Source organism: Acinetobacter sp. CIP 51.11 (assembly GCF_000369665.1).
GTDB lineage: Bacteria > Pseudomonadota > Gammaproteobacteria > Pseudomonadales > Moraxellaceae > Acinetobacter > Acinetobacter lwoffii_S.
On the sequence record NZ_KB850127.1, the window covers coordinates 55,930 to 70,327 of the forward strand.

The window sequence follows — 14,398 nt, forward strand, 5'->3', positions numbered from 1 at the left end:
TAGGCTATTTGATCCAGAGTTCATCTTTTTGCATCATTTTTAACATTAAATTAAATATAACCAGCGGAGTAACATTTTTTTTGTTAGAGCCGACAACTCTTTGAAAACTAAATTTAACGGTTCGCTCAGGAGCATCCAAATTAACTGGGTAGTTTTGTTTTTCTAAATACAGATGATCTCCTAACATTGGCTCTATACCATTAATAAAATTAACAATTTGTTGCTCATCACCTTTCATTCGGCATTGAAAATGTAGAAAATTCTTACGCAGTTTTCCAAATAATAATAATATTTTAAGCGCCTTAACCATGTTCTTTTCTTTCAGTGCATCTTGCTGCCTATCATCTTTATAATGAAAATCAAGGAGAGGAATTATTTCATCTGGACGAGTCAGTTTTTTAGCCTTTTCGTAAAGTTCATCAAACCAACTCTCTTCTAAATTCTTACTATAAACATAATTCGTTTTTAAATTAAATTTTTGGCGATCCATCCATTTAGTGCTCATCCATTGACATCGTTGCATCCATTCTTGAGCTTGGGTATCTTCGCTTAAACGACCTTCTCTAAAACTTATCAAACGTTGAAAAGGTGTCAGAGTACTCTTCTCTATACTAAACTTCTTTTCTTGTCGGCCAGCCATCGTAACTGGCTGTGTTTGCTGATAAGAATTAAACCATTTCTGCTGCTGAGTATAACGATTTAGGTTTATGTAGTCTGTACTTGACTTCACTGGACTAAAACACTGTTCTAATACTTTTTTTGAAATGATACACGGCGAATTATAAATTCGATCGACTGCTAATAAATCCAAAACATGAAGGTAATTTGAAGCCGTTTGCTCAATACTGCTATGCCCCATCCAAGAGGCGAGCACCTGCCATTTATGTTGAATAATCTCTTCTTGAGCACGTGCTTTCATACCAAACAATAAATCCCTCATCTTTTTTGCTTTTACCCAAGGACAATCTGTGTAGGTCTTGATCATTTCTTTTGAACCGAGCAAAGTTATTGCTAGATAGTTAGCAGCACTGTGGCGTAATGTATGAAAACTAAAGCCATGATGCATACCTAATATTTGACTAAACAAATCTACTGTAATTTTGCTGATACATTGATCAGTTAATACACGATGATTCACACTAAAAAGTAGATCATCCTGCTGATTAACCAAATATTGCTCATAACGATGTTGTATGTAACGTTGTACTACTAAAAACTCATGTTCTGACAATGCAATTTTCAATGGTATTTGACGATTCGCACTTCGCGTTTTCAGACGGCGATATGAATTGTCTTGGATATGAAGCGTGATATTATTAAAAACTGTATTTTCTTTTTCTTTATAAAGTAGCTCTGGGCAAATAATATCTTGTATTTTAAGACAACGAACTTCATTTAATCGAAGTCCAGTTCTATAACTTAGTAAATACATCAGCTTTAAACAACTCAGATGATCGACCCACTCTGATGCCGTTGGCTCTTGACTTAAATTTTCTAGTTTTTCCAATAATTTGCCAAATAGCAAAGGACTCACTAGCCGTGCATTGCAAATTTGTAAATGCTTAAAACTTGAATTCTGTAACACCAATACCCCTGGAGCATCATAATTCTCTATACAGAATTGATGAAAATCTTTTAGGCGACCAAAACGGTATTCTGCGCTTTGGTGCATCTTACGAGAGGTTTTTCCTTTCACCGAATCTCGTTGAACTGCTTTTTCATCACGTTCACTGCTGTATTTCAATAGCTGCCGATATAAATCCTCATAGTCATCTATGGATTGTTGCTTTAAATCTAATTTATTGAGCCAAATCTCAAATATAAATTCTTTGCCAAACGATCCTAAGTAGCTTTCAATAGTTGATAATTGAAGCCCTCGTTTTTTTAAATGCATTAACCAGTGAATTAAGCGTAGTTGAGCATCAATTAAAGACTTTTCCTCCGTATTAGCATCAACTATCTTCTCCTCTAACACCCTTCTAGTTTCTTGCCAAAAACGTAGCGTGCGTTCTTCTTTATTCCTCTTTTTATCTAAACGCTCAACTTTTTGACCTTTACGTTTCTTTTGACCAAACAACATCAACTCATACGGAATCGTTTGTAATTTGCTTTGAACAGTCGGAACTTCAGGAAGTAACTGCTCTTGTTCAAAATGAATAGGGCGATTATCTGGTTCTGTGACTTGATTGTAATCATTATTCCACAGCAATCTAAATTCGGATGGCCTTAAAGCAACAGTATTAATCTCTTGCTGAAGCACATTACTCAAAAATATATCTATGCTGAGGTTTGGATTAAATTCGAGTACCATTTGCACATCATTAAATGCACGAAATCCACGGCGTTTAATTTGATATTGCAGATCCCCAAGACTTTTTTTCCTGCCTATCTTACTCAAGCTTTCTAAAATACAATCTTCAACTGAATGTTGCAGACAAAATTCTTTCTGAGTAGCTTTCAACTTTTTTAAATATTGCAAAATGAACTGCGCATATGGGTTAAAAAAAACATGTTTCCATTGGTACAACTTTCCCTGTTCTACATCGTTGCCATATTGAGAGTTTTCAACACGATAATGTAGTAACAATGGATTAGTGATTTTTTTGTAGTCCGAATGGTATAACCGAAAACAATTCAGATCTGTACCAAGCTCAATGGCCTCCTGCAATTGCTTCTGAATAGCAATCAAATGCTGTTCATCTGCACAGCCTGAAATATATATAAAACTTAAGCATAAATTTCCCCATAAGTACTTTGGTTCATTCCAATATTCAAATGAATCTTGCCAATACTGCCTTAATTCCTTAAGTACATGGATATGTAGATGCCCCTGTTCTAACCGTGACTCTGTACTCTCAATTTTTCTAGGCAGTACGATCCGTTTAGTATGTGGATTTAGCTTAATTCTGTATGATTTTTTATCTACATTCTGGTTGAATTGCTTCCTTCTTTTATTAAATTCATCTTCAGTAAATTGCATCAGTTTTGATTGTTCGTCTCGGCTCAACTTTTGACTCAAACAATCAACACTATCTTTAATGTCATGCCATTTTTCAGCGATCTGCTGATCAAGTTTTTGCTGCATTTCTTTCGTCAATACTTCAGGTGGAGAAGGCTGTCTATCTAGCGACTTTTTCACCATTTTATGAATATCAACAAATAGATCATCTAGTTGTGGTTTTATTAGTTCTTTGATTTTTTGCATACAACTATTTTCGCTCTAAGTGTTTAATCGATAAAGATTTGACATTATCTTGCAATTGCTGGCGGGCTTGCTGTACATAGACATTCGGGATAAGTGAAGAATGCGGATGAAAAGCCTCTCGGTCACGTTGGTCATGACCATACAGGGCCTGAATTAAGTGAAAAGCTAATGCTGGTTTACCCTCTTGCTGCTCATGCATCAAAAAGTTCATGTCAAAATGACGTAACCAATTCGAATACATATTCTTTGGAAAGACTCCTTGCATATATGAATTCACCCATTTTCTCGATAAAGGGATTAACTTAATTTTCCTGCTCTGCCATTCTTTGACAGTTATCGGCAAGATATCTTTACTAAAAATGACCTTACCAAAAAGATCATTTACAGTTATCTTCTTCTTTGCAAAGACTTGTCTAAAAAATGAACCGTACGCTTCAATAATTTGTTCTAAAAAGGCAGTGTAATTTTGCAGTGTTTTTATGAAAAAATCAGATAAAGGGATAAAACGACCATCTTTTCTTGCTTTACTATTTTTTTTATCATTCACATATAAAAGCTTGAGCTCAACACAATAATCATCCAAATTCCCCAACAGGTTTTTTTTAGGCCGACTTGCCAAACTCAACAAACTGATATGCCACATCCAACACGCATATGCATTAAGTTGATTAATAATGTGCTTATCTTCTTGGATGTTTTCGTGACAATGTCTATGTAAAATATGGAATTGCTCTTTCACAAAATTGGGTTCAAGTGCCAGTTGGCTCCCTATCCTTCCTATAGATAATGCAGATTGTACTTTGAATTGTTGTTGCAATATTTTTAGTTCAGCCGTGTCTTCAGTAAAATGTGTGGAATGTGGTGTAAGTGCTTTTTCTAAAAAGGCTAGATATGTGCTACTGAGTTGAGTTTTCGGTAGCCCGCCATAATAGATACCAGGCATGTGATGCTGACTATCCCGCCCAGCAATTACATGAGCAAGATATTCATTATATGTTTCATAATATATATGAAAATATAATTGAGCCTGCAGTTTTTCTACAGTGATCGAACCTACAAACCGATTATCAAGCCAATTCTTAAGTTTCGTATTAATGTGTGTTGATGAAATTAGTGGATTCGATGCTTGTTCTATATAGTCAAACCAAGCAGAAGGTAAATGTAGTTGATGTGTCATCACTTCATTCCACCGCACATGATTTAAGCTCTTAATCTTCTGCTCTGTAATTTTAAGATTTAATTTGAGTAAATATTCGCGACGTCTACTTGAACCATTCTGGATCAAAATTCCATCTTGAATAAGCTCGTTAAAATCCATCAGTGCGACGGGTGATAATCCCGTCAAAAGTGACAATAAACATGCTGCAGCGATTGCAGCATCCCTCCAGTGCCCGGATAACTCGGTTCTCAACACATAAACAATTTGCTTCAGTATATCTGGCGCCAAATAATGTGGATTTGTAACAAAAGGAGCATGACGGCGCTGGCGATGCCGCATTAGATGCGTCGCATTATCGCTGAGTATATAATTTAAATTTTTAGACTTTTCATCTTCTGAATAAAACTCCATTTCAGGATCTAATAGATCAACTTCACCCTCTTCATCTTTGTGAAGAGCGGCATCATAAATACTGATCTTTGCGTTATGTCCAATATCTACTTGCTTACCCGTTTTAATTTCACGAAATTTTTTGAGTTCATTTTTCGTCGGCCATTGCAAAACTTTACTTTTTTTTGACTTACGCTGACGATGAACAACACGACGATCATCAAGTCTTTTAAAAATTATTAATAGAGCCGATAAATACTCTATGGCTTGTACTTGTTTGAAATCTTTAATATTAAAAAGTTGATTACGATCCTCCTTTTTCAAGTTACGTTCGTACATGACATAGCGATTTAGTAGCTCACTGCATTCTTGAAATAATTCAGCATGATTAGAATCCAGAACATATCGTGATACATAGCGAAAGAGATCACAAACATGTTTTTGCTTATTCTCAGCTTTATCAATTTTTGCAAATTCTTGATACTGCCGATATGTTAAAAAACTCGCTTGTAGAATCAAATAACGTTCAGACGACAGCTCTTGAGTATTACTAGTAGTCGGGCATGCAAAATAACTTAAAGAAGCTAGATAATAATATTTACCTAATTGTCTAGAACTAGATATATAGCCATATATCTGTTGTGCTTCCTTATATAGAGCATGGGATTTTTCACGTAAATCATCTGATAGATCGACAAATTGTGTATTCACAACATGATTGCGTAATAAACAATAATCTTTTTGGAATTTTTCTGCTAAATCTAAGAATTGCTCTTCTGTTTCAATCTTTGGCATATTCGCTTTCGCTTAATTTTTTATCAAATTGCATTGGTTAAATTCATTACGATCTGAACAATTTGGTAAAAGTTGATCTTTTATTGAACTCTTTGTCAGCTTAAAAAATCTAGCAAAAAATTTAGCATCCAGCTCTTTCTGAGCTTTTCTCTCAAAGCACAAGTGTTGCTGTGATTTTTCGATAAAATCATCAAGATTATGTATCAACTGTAAGATTGCAACATAATTAGAATGTACACGTAAGCATGGCTCCGTTTGCATTAATAGCAATATTTTTTGCCAAATTTTCACATAGATTATTTTGAACTTTGCTTGTACTACTACTTTCTGGCTCTGTTTAATCTTTTTGATTTTCAGTAGTTCTGAGTTAATTTTTACTATCTTAAATTGAACATTTTGTCGCTCAAAGCAAAAGGGCATGATAAATTGCCCCATAAATATCTCTATATTTTTTACTAAATAGTCAAATTTTAACATTTTTATCGATATAAAAAATGAGCATATCTTTGTATATTAAAATTCATTTAATTTATCAACTAAATTTTCTCAAAATTACAATTATCAACAAATACATATGGTTTACTTATCATGGGTGGTCTAAATTTTAAAAATTCTTCCACTTTTTTTTAGTTTTCTGTTATTACATGAAACAATACCGTTGTATTACATTTTGAAATGCTGTGTATGCAGCATTGATCAAAAAGATTCTCTGCTATACTTACTTCACGTGTAGCATCAATGGAGTTTCGAAATGCTCAGAACCACTGAACAGAAAAAAAAATATATTCAAGCGACACGTGCGCAAAACTATCAAGCCAGCCTAAAGCTTGAAGGCATTACAACGACAGCTCAAACAAATCAACAAAGTAAAGCTGAAATCTTGCAAAAATATAAGAAGTATTCGCAACCCGAAACTTAGTCAGGTGCATGTATGGATAAATATGGGGAAATGGGTGACAGCCTGTATTGTTACCCTGGCACAAATATCCTAAAGAACAAACTCAATATTCATGATGAACAAATTTTAGAACAAGCTGAACTAGAACTGTCTGGATTGGCAAGTAACTTAATTGAATATGCTGAACCACCTTACGACTTACAATACTTAAAATCAATTCATGCGCAGCTCTTTGGCGACTTATACGACTGGGCAGGAAAGTTAAGACAAATCGATATTTCCAAAGGTGACACCCGTTTTTGTAATTTTTCCCGTATTGAAATTGAAACCAATAAACTACTCAAACCGCTTCAAGAAAAAAAATACTTTCAAGGCTTAGCACCACAACAACTGATTCCTCAACTTGCCGACTTGTATTGTGAGCTTAATGTCATACACCCATTCCGTGAAGGTAATGGACGTACACAACGGATTTTCTTTGAGCATCTGATTGCTCATTGTGGTTATGGTATTGATTGGTCTCGCATTGACTCTCAACAACAATGGATTCAAGCCAATATTGAAGGTTTTTATGGTAATTTAAATCCATTAATTAAGATTTTTGAAATATGCTTTATTCAAAATACCTAAAATTTAAGTAGTCGAAGCCCACAATCCTTAATGAGCCATCATCTTTGCTTCAATCCACTGATTAATTTCCCAAATAAACCAACAATCACGATTCTTAGAAATCTTAATACTCTTCGGGTAATTTAGGGTAAGCGTCCGCTGAACACACCTTATGAATTCATCCTATAAGCCTTAATTTAGTCCCCACTTAAAAACAAGTGGGGACTAAAATTTATGACTACAAATCACCAGACATCCATCGCATCTCTTGCGAAAAAACGAAGAACATACAGTGCTGAATTTAAACAGCAGATCGTTCAGGCTTGTAAAGCACCGGACGTTTCAATTGCTTCGGTCGCTTTGCAACATGGATTGAATACAAATCTTGTATCCAAATGGATTCGCTTAATTGATGGTAAGCCAGGGAATGATCGCTCACCACTACCGAATAAACCTGCATTTATTGCCTTATCTTGCTCTGCACCATTAGATCCTACTCCTACTGACATGTTAACGGTTCAAATTACTTTACCCCACTCAAAAGCAGAAATTGGCTTGAAATGGCAAGTATCAGAAATATCTGCTTTAGCAGAATTACTCAAGGCACTTGCAACATGATCCGCATTGATGAAATCTGGCTTTCTACCCAACCTCTGGATATGCGAGCAGGGATGGATACTATCATGGCTCAGGTGGTGAGAGCCTTTGGCTACATTAAACCGCATTGTGCTTACCTGTTCTGTAATAAACGTGGCCATCGCATGAAAGTGCTGGTACATGATGGACTGGGCATCTGGCTGTGTGCCCGGCGGCTGGAACAGGGAAAATTCCACTGGGCGCAGGTTCACCAGGGTGAAAGCATGGCGATCAGTCCGGAACAGTTACAGGCACTGATCCAGGGTTTACCTTGGCAGCGCATTGGACGACAGCAGGTGGTGACGATGCTCTAAACTAGGCTGGTCCATTCTGCTATTCTCCAAACGTTCTATTTCCTCTGCGTCATGACCTCAGGCATACTGCGGTCATGAATACGCTGCCAGACTTAAGCCAACTGACCCATGAACAACTGCTGGAATTTACCAGACAGTTGGCAATGCAGCATCAGTCTCTGGCACAATCAAATCAAGAATTAGAAAAATCAAACCAGCAATTGGATGCCAAAGTTCAACATCTTTCCATTCTCACGCAAAAATACGAGCATGAGCTCGCACTATTTAAACAGCACAAATTTGGCAGTAAAAACGAACATCTCACCACAAAACAAATCCACCTATGGGACGAAGCGGTCGAAGAAGATATCGCAGCAGTTGATTTGGAACTGGAGCGGCTGAATGCAGATAAAACCGATGCAGCGACAGAGAAAGCCACAGTCAACAAACCTAAACGTCGACTGCTGCCGGATCATCTACACACCATCCGTATTGAGCATGAACCTGCATCAACCCAATGCAGTTGTGGCTGCCAGTTACGTCGTATCGGCGAAGATATCAGTGAAAAACTGCATTTCAGACCAGCACAGTTCTACAAGGAACAGCATGTCCGTGGCAAATGGGTCTGTGATCAGTGCGACACCCTGACTCAGCAAGCGATGCCCGCCTATGTGATTGATAAAGGCATTGCCACACCTGAACTGCTCAGCCATGTGCTGGTATCGAAGTATGCCGATCATTTGCCGCTGTACCGTCAGCGCCTGATCTATCAGCGGGCGGGCATTGATCTGTCCAGATCTACTTTATCTGACTGGATTGGTCGCTGCGGTGTGGAACTGGAACCTCTGGCCAATGCCTTAAAAGAGGTGGTGCTGCAACAGCAGGTGCTGCATGCAGATGAAACACCAGTCACCATTATGCGGATGGGTGATGATGAGAAAAAACCGAAGAAAGGTTATGTCTGGGCCTATGCCACCACACAGTACAATCCAGTTCAAGCGGTGATCTATGACTTTCAGGATAGCCGTTCAGGCCAGCATGCTGCAGAGTTCTTGAAAGGCTGGCAGGGTTATCTAGTCTGTGATGATTACAGTGGTTATAAAGCACGCTTTAAATCAGGCCAGGTGATTGAGGTGGGCTGCATGGCGCATGCGCGTCGTAAATTCCATGAACTGCATGTGACCAAAAAAAGTCAGGTCGCTGAACAGGCATTAGTGCTGATTCAGAAACTGTATGCCATAGAAGCAGAACTCAGGAAAAAGACCGATAGTACAGCAGAACAGCGCCGCGAATACCGACAACAGCACAGCCAACCGGTGATGCAACAACTATATGAATGGCTCAACCAACATTATCTGACGGTACCATCGAGTTCTCCCACCGCCAAGGCCATCAATTACACGCTGAAGCGTTGGTCAGCTTTAAGCCGCTATCTGGATGATGGCAATCTACCCATTGACAATAACTGGGCAGAGAACTCAATGCGTCCCTGGGCATTGGGACGAAAGAACTGGCTATTTGCAGGTTCGCTGCGTAGTGGTCAACGAGCGGCCAATATCATGACTTTAATCCAGTCAGCAAAGCTGAATGGGCTGGATCCGTATGCCTATCTCAGTGATGTGCTGAAAAGGCTGCCGACACATAAAGCGACCCAAATAGAAGAATTACTGCCACATCGCTGGAAATCCAACTCAAATTAAAAAATAGGCATGGGGTTCAGCGGACGCTTACATAGATCGTTAACTTAGATAGACTTTTAAGCAATGTAACTTGCCGCATGTTTATCAACATATGTCTCAAAAAAGTCTGCCCATACATAGATTTATGGCGTTTAGTGCTTAAATTTCAGATTAATCTTCGTCTGATGACCTGAATGGATGTTACAGATTACATGCAGGTGAATTACTCTGTGGCTGTATCATGGCTTTTGTGCAATCCAATCCATTTGATCCGAATGTTCTCTTTTGCAATAAAGCAGCCTCTTCTGCTTTTCCTGAACCAACGAACTATGTCATTGATTTGATTCAACCGACAACAGTGATGCTGAATCAAATCTCCAAAGAAGGGATTAAATGCAAGAAATATGGTAAGAAAAAGATAGGGGATGGAAGTTATTATCCGTCTAATTGGAACCAGCCCATGAGTCGAGATCAGTTGAGTAAGAATCATTTTAAATGAATAAGAGAAGGATGGCTTACCTCACTTCTCCGAATAACAATGCTATGCTTTTCAACCAAGGTTATAAATTGGCAACTACATTTCATTCTTCTTCATGCTGGTCCTATAGCCTGTAGACAATTACTACATCATTTGCATTCAATGCTCAATACAGCCTGTCAGCAGAACCGCAGCGATACTTTTTTTCGTGCATACATGTAGTGTTTAAATCCATTCATTTTTCAATGATCCTCTGCCGTTTATCACATTTATGGTCGATCTTTAACCTTGTGAAAAATGCACATACCGATCCCTTCAAACTGTCAAATTTATGTATGCATGACATTTAAAGAAAATTATCTGATCAATTTTTTTAGGTAAAATTCATCAAGAAAAAAGTTATTATTATTCATAACATCACCAATAACCACATAAAAACAATAATTTAATAAATTATTCTTCCAATTTTTTTATATTTAGTGTTATTACCTCTAAATCCATGTTTACCACCTTCTATTACATAAGTAATTTAGAAGTATCCACGATATAAATTGCTTGCCCTCACACCTCTCCCCTCTCACGCCCAAAAAATTTATACTGAAAGGCAGATTAAGCCCGTTCGAGTTACATATAGCCGCATGCTATATTGAAAGCATTAAGAAAATATCCTCAATATTTATAGGATTTTTAAAGTATGAACTAATTTTCGAAGAACCCTTTCTAAGTAATGTGACCTATTAGGAAAAATGAAAATACTGAAATCTCCGTATCAACAATCAGTCAAAGTACATCCTGATGATTTTCTGTAACCGATACCCAAGGACTATACCTACCCTTCTGATGTGCTGTGCAACAAAGCCCTCCTTAGCCACACTATAGCTATAGATTAATTCCATTATTTTGTGATTTAATTAAATTATTCATTCTTAAGACCCAATTTAATGGATTTATATTTCACTAAACCAGAAGAAGTTGTGACTCTTTTAGGTGAGCGTTTACGTAAGCAACGACTCTTTCTGGAGATGTCTCAAGCTGAGGTAGCAGCACGCGCTGGTGTCGGCGTGAATACAGTTTCGAATCTTGAAGCGGGACGAAATGTATCTGTTGAAAATTTAGTCCGTATTGCAATGGTCTTGGGTCGATTAAACGAACTTCAGGAACTATTTAAACCTCAGCTTAACAGTGTGAATGACATTCTTCGCTATGAGAGTCAAAGTAAGCGCCACCGTATTAAGAGGAAGGGATAATGCTCAATAGACTTAATGTTTATTACAACGGTTGGGGCGAATCATGGTTATGGGGAACGCTGATTAGTTCAACAGCCACGACAGGTAGACCCACCATTGCTTTTGAATATAGTCCAGAAGCAATACAGCAAGGTGTTGAGCTCTCTTCTTACTTGCTGCCTTTAAAAGGTCTACCATTCAGACAAGGTTTTCCTACTCATCAAATGGGACTCCCAGGTCCAGTCTATGACGCTTTACCAGATGGTTGGGGCATGATGTTGATGGATCGATATTTCAAAAAAATTGGCTTAAATTCAGCACGAATTGGACCTTTGGAGCGTCTGACCTATATTAGTAGTCACGCAATGGGTGCCCTCTCCTTTGAACCTTGTGTTGCTGACATGCAAACCTCAGAAAATATCCCTTTACAACAACTGGCCCAGGAAGTTCAAGAAGTACTCAAAGGTGAAGGTGGTGAATTTCTACAGCATTTATTGGTCATGGGTGGCTCCCCTCAAGGTGCCAGACCAAAAGCGTTGGTTTACCGAGATCCTGTCAATTTAGAGTTTTCGACTCAAGATTCTGATCAACATGAAGCCTGGCTGATTAAGCTTCCTGCTCAGCAAGAGCATCCTGAAGTCTGCGCCATTGAAGCCGTCTATGCAGAATGTTTGCGACTTTGTGCAATTGAGACTCCAGATACCCATTTCTTTAATTTGCCCAATGGTTTAACGGCTTTTGCTTCTAAACGATTCGATCGTCAAAATGGTATGCGGATTCCAATGCAGAGTTTGGCTGCATATACAGGAGCAGACTATAAAGTTCCAGGTAGCCTAGACTATCGCAATTTTCTCCGGGCAACCTTGATGTGTACGCAAGATGTACGAGAAAGATTGCATGCTTTTAAACGTGCTGTGTTTAATGTGCTTTTCAATAATCGGGATGACCATACTAAGAACTTTTCATTTCTCATGGAGAAAAATGGTCAATGGAAATTGGCTCCAGCCTATGATGTGACCTTCTGCGAGGGTCCAGGTGGTTATCATCAAATGGACATTATGGGAGAAGCGCTCAATATTTCCCGAAATGACATACATAAACTCGGTACTTCAGAAGCTAATCTGACTACTCTAGAAGTCGATGAGATCATCTTGACCATGCGTGAAATTGCACTTCAATTTAGTCAAATTGCGCAGCGCCTGTATCCCCATCAAATTCGAGAATCTACCCTACAGATGATTCAATCACGGATTCAACAGAATATTGATTTTTTAACTGAAACCTAAGCGTAAATATAAACTAAGCGCCAACCATCAACTGCAAATAGACTTTGATATAGTTAGTCGCTACATAATCTGTAGAACCTGTGAATTAGCTCTCTTTATAATCACGAATATTAGATGGATCACCGCTAAGATATATTCTGCAAACGTGAAATCACTACATCCAGATCGAAAATCACTAAGAAAAAACTGTCACCAAAAAAAGGTCTGCACTATGGATAGATGCAGACCAAACTCTGGATAACTACCAGCACGAGAAATATGTCGCAATTTTGCATAGACATGAATTTGATAAAATCAGCCCAGAAAGCCAGAAATTCATAAAAACTATTTCATCAATCCCCTATAACTTAATCACGTTCATGGTCGATCTTAAATCTTGTGAAAAGTACTCATGCTGACCTAGCCAAACTGTAAAACTCATGTATTCATAGCCTTTAAATGAATCTTTCAATCGGTATATTTAAGGTAAAAACTAGTAATCAGAAGTTATTATCACCCCCATATAAAACAAGGATCAACTTAAAAACAATAACTTAGTAAATTATTCTTCCATTTTTTTTATATTTAGTGTTATCTTTAGAACTAGAATTCGGTAAATTGATAAGTTCTTTGAGCATTTCACAAATTAATCCAGTCAACAGATAACCATACTGATGCCCTTCTTGTTCAATTTTAGTCCATTGAGTTAAACCAGCCAGAATTTTATGTTCCGTCACAATTCTCTTTTTTTTAATAGTAACCTGGATTTTTTCTGCAGCAGCATACAACTCATTCTTATTTTGAACGTCGAAATCTTTGAAAATAGCTTTTTTTTCACCAAGTGACTGATTTACCCACTTTTCCAATACTTTGATTTCTTCGTGTAGATCTGACAATCCATCAGTATTAGTCATACAGTTACCATAATTTTTCAGGGTAAAAATTGATTTTCAGGTTTCGTTCTAACTTGAGCTTGAAGTTTTTAGGCAAACCAAAATATTTTTTATAAGTTCTTTGAGTCAATTTTTTAACACAACGCTGCGGTTTTGACTCCACTCTCATATGTTCTGATAACTTCAGACTTAAGGCCTCGGACAATTGAGTAAAAAAACAAGTAAATAGCACAGCATGCACCTCTTTATGTTGGTGCTTTTTAACCTCTTCAGTTTCTTCAGGAGCTACATCAATTGTATCGAGTAACCACTTTAAAATTTCAAATTCATCAACGTCTTGATTGTCTTTTGCTGCCTGGTCAAGCATTCTTTTGATTTCATCATCCATCTTATTTTTAAGATCCAATACAAAATCTTGAATAAAGTCTGGTAAATCTAATATCAAAACGTAACTTAACTTGGTGAAAACTTCAGGTGTTTTTTTTGCATGCCCAATTTTTTCTATCATGACTCTCTCAATCGATACTGGCTATACAAGCTCAATACAGTTGAAATGGTTAATTTCTAAATTTACTACTTAGGCCCAACAGAATATCTTTAGCCTAAAAATACCGATTATGATGTTATATGTTTCTATCCAGCTAACACAGAACAGCTCAATGAGTTAACGTGATATATCACGTAATAACTTTACCATTTGATTTTCCAATATCAAAGTATCGCGATGTCTATATAAGGTTTATCAACAAATCAAAATATTTAAATTATTTGCCAGTAAAGTTATGAAGTTATGAAGTTATGAAGTTATGAAGTTATGAAGTTATGAAGTTATGAAGTTATGAAGTTATGAAGTTATGAAGTTATGAAGTTAT

Annotated in this window: 13 protein-coding genes; 8 read left to right on the forward strand and 5 right to left on the reverse strand. The window is 37.3% G+C overall.

What is annotated here, in order from left to right:
* Positions 1–4: 4 nt before the first annotated feature.
* The 3 genes from F894_RS00280 to F894_RS00290 are packed head-to-tail and all read right to left on the reverse strand — an operon-like array spanning position 5 to position 6,026.
* The gene (locus F894_RS00280) at positions 5–3,205 is read right to left on the reverse strand and encodes a site-specific integrase (RefSeq protein ID WP_005245166.1); all 3,201 of its coding nucleotides are present in this window, start codon (positions 3,203–3,205) and stop codon (positions 5–7) included.
* A 4-nt stretch (positions 3,206–3,209) separates the two neighbouring features.
* Positions 3,210–5,549, reverse strand: coding sequence for a hypothetical protein (locus F894_RS00285; RefSeq protein WP_005245167.1), 2,340 nt, complete (start codon positions 5,547–5,549; stop codon positions 3,210–3,212).
* Positions 5,550–5,561: 12 nt separating this feature from the next.
* The gene (locus F894_RS00290; protein WP_000911011.1) at positions 5,562–6,026 is read right to left on the reverse strand and encodes a hypothetical protein; all 465 of its coding nucleotides are present in this window, start codon (positions 6,024–6,026) and stop codon (positions 5,562–5,564) included.
* Positions 6,027–6,300: 274 nt separating this feature from the next.
* Between F894_RS00290 and F894_RS14795 the strand changes: the two genes are divergently transcribed.
* The 8 genes from F894_RS14795 to F894_RS00325 all read left to right on the forward strand — a co-directional run bounded on the left by F894_RS14795 (position 6,301) and on the right by F894_RS00325 (position 12,654).
* Complete coding sequence (locus F894_RS14795) at positions 6,301–6,468, forward strand: YhfG family protein (protein WP_005245168.1); 168 nt, start codon at positions 6,301–6,303, stop codon at positions 6,466–6,468.
* A 12-nt stretch (positions 6,469–6,480) separates the two neighbouring features.
* Entirely contained in the window at positions 6,481–7,077 is a 597-nt protein-coding gene (locus tag F894_RS00295; protein WP_004658347.1) for a putative adenosine monophosphate-protein transferase Fic, read from the forward strand.
* Between the two features lie 213 nt (positions 7,078–7,290).
* The gene (gene tnpA / locus F894_RS00300) at positions 7,291–7,674 is read left to right on the forward strand and encodes an IS66-like element accessory protein TnpA (protein WP_004762545.1); all 384 of its coding nucleotides are present in this window, start codon (positions 7,291–7,293) and stop codon (positions 7,672–7,674) included.
* Entirely contained in the window at positions 7,671–8,006 is a 336-nt protein-coding gene (tnpB, locus tag F894_RS00305) for an IS66 family insertion sequence element accessory protein TnpB (RefSeq protein ID WP_004691519.1), read from the forward strand. The genes tnpA and tnpB overlap by 4 nt, the downstream gene beginning before the upstream one ends.
* Before the next feature lie 74 nt (positions 8,007–8,080).
* The gene (tnpC, locus tag F894_RS00310; protein WP_005245171.1) at positions 8,081–9,685 is read left to right on the forward strand and encodes an IS66 family transposase; all 1,605 of its coding nucleotides are present in this window, start codon (positions 8,081–8,083) and stop codon (positions 9,683–9,685) included.
* 220 nt (positions 9,686–9,905) lie between these two features.
* Positions 9,906–10,163 carry a hypothetical protein gene (locus F894_RS00315; protein WP_005245137.1) on the forward strand — a complete coding sequence of 86 codons (258 nt, stop codon included), beginning with the start codon at positions 9,906–9,908 and terminating at the stop codon, positions 10,161–10,163.
* 920 nt (positions 10,164–11,083) lie between these two features.
* Positions 11,084–11,389, forward strand: coding sequence for a helix-turn-helix domain-containing protein (locus F894_RS00320; RefSeq protein ID WP_000366814.1), 306 nt, complete (start codon positions 11,084–11,086; stop codon positions 11,387–11,389).
* Positions 11,389–12,654: a type II toxin-antitoxin system HipA family toxin gene (locus F894_RS00325; protein WP_005245138.1), complete on the forward strand. Its 1,266-nt coding sequence runs from the start codon at positions 11,389–11,391 to the stop codon at positions 12,652–12,654. Before F894_RS00320 ends, F894_RS00325 begins: the two co-directional genes overlap by 1 nt.
* A gap of 533 nt (positions 12,655–13,187) precedes the next feature.
* Here F894_RS00325 and F894_RS00330 read toward each other — a convergent pair.
* Positions 13,188–13,547 (reverse strand): hypothetical protein, encoded by a 360-nt coding sequence (locus F894_RS00330; protein ID WP_005245139.1) that lies wholly within the window; start codon positions 13,545–13,547, stop codon positions 13,188–13,190.
* 4 nt (positions 13,548–13,551) lie between these two features.
* The gene (locus F894_RS00335) at positions 13,552–14,034 is read right to left on the reverse strand and encodes a hypothetical protein (protein ID WP_005245140.1); all 483 of its coding nucleotides are present in this window, start codon (positions 14,032–14,034) and stop codon (positions 13,552–13,554) included.
* Positions 14,035–14,398 lie beyond the last annotated feature (364 nt).

What these genes read in the sequence shown, in the direction of transcription:
- F894_RS00330 (WP_005245139.1), bottom strand. Translation starts at nt 13,547, where the DNA reads ATGACTAATACTGATGGATTGTCAGATCTACACGAAGAAATCAAAGTA.
- tnpA (WP_004762545.1), top strand. Translation starts at nt 7,291, where the DNA reads ATGACTACAAATCACCAGACATCCATCGCATCTCTTGCGAAAAAACGA.
- F894_RS00325 (WP_005245138.1), top strand. Translation starts at nt 11,389, where the DNA reads ATGCTCAATAGACTTAATGTTTATTACAACGGTTGGGGCGAATCATGG.
- F894_RS00285 (WP_005245167.1), bottom strand. Translation starts at nt 5,549, where the DNA reads ATGCCAAAGATTGAAACAGAAGAGCAATTCTTAGATTTAGCAGAAAAA.
- F894_RS14795 (WP_005245168.1), top strand. Translation starts at nt 6,301, where the DNA reads ATGCTCAGAACCACTGAACAGAAAAAAAAATATATTCAAGCGACACGT.
- tnpC (WP_005245171.1), top strand. Translation starts at nt 8,081, where the DNA reads ATGAATACGCTGCCAGACTTAAGCCAACTGACCCATGAACAACTGCTG.
- tnpB (WP_004691519.1), top strand. Translation starts at nt 7,671, where the DNA reads ATGATCCGCATTGATGAAATCTGGCTTTCTACCCAACCTCTGGATATG.
- F894_RS00315 (WP_005245137.1), top strand. Translation starts at nt 9,906, where the DNA reads ATGGCTTTTGTGCAATCCAATCCATTTGATCCGAATGTTCTCTTTTGC.
- F894_RS00335 (WP_005245140.1), bottom strand. Translation starts at nt 14,034, where the DNA reads ATGATAGAAAAAATTGGGCATGCAAAAAAAACACCTGAAGTTTTCACC.
- F894_RS00320 (WP_000366814.1), top strand. Translation starts at nt 11,084, where the DNA reads ATGGATTTATATTTCACTAAACCAGAAGAAGTTGTGACTCTTTTAGGT.
- F894_RS00280 (WP_005245166.1), bottom strand. Translation starts at nt 3,205, where the DNA reads ATGCAAAAAATCAAAGAACTAATAAAACCACAACTAGATGATCTATTT.
- F894_RS00290 (WP_000911011.1), bottom strand. Translation starts at nt 6,026, where the DNA reads ATGTTAAAATTTGACTATTTAGTAAAAAATATAGAGATATTTATGGGG.
- F894_RS00295 (WP_004658347.1), top strand. Translation starts at nt 6,481, where the DNA reads ATGGATAAATATGGGGAAATGGGTGACAGCCTGTATTGTTACCCTGGC.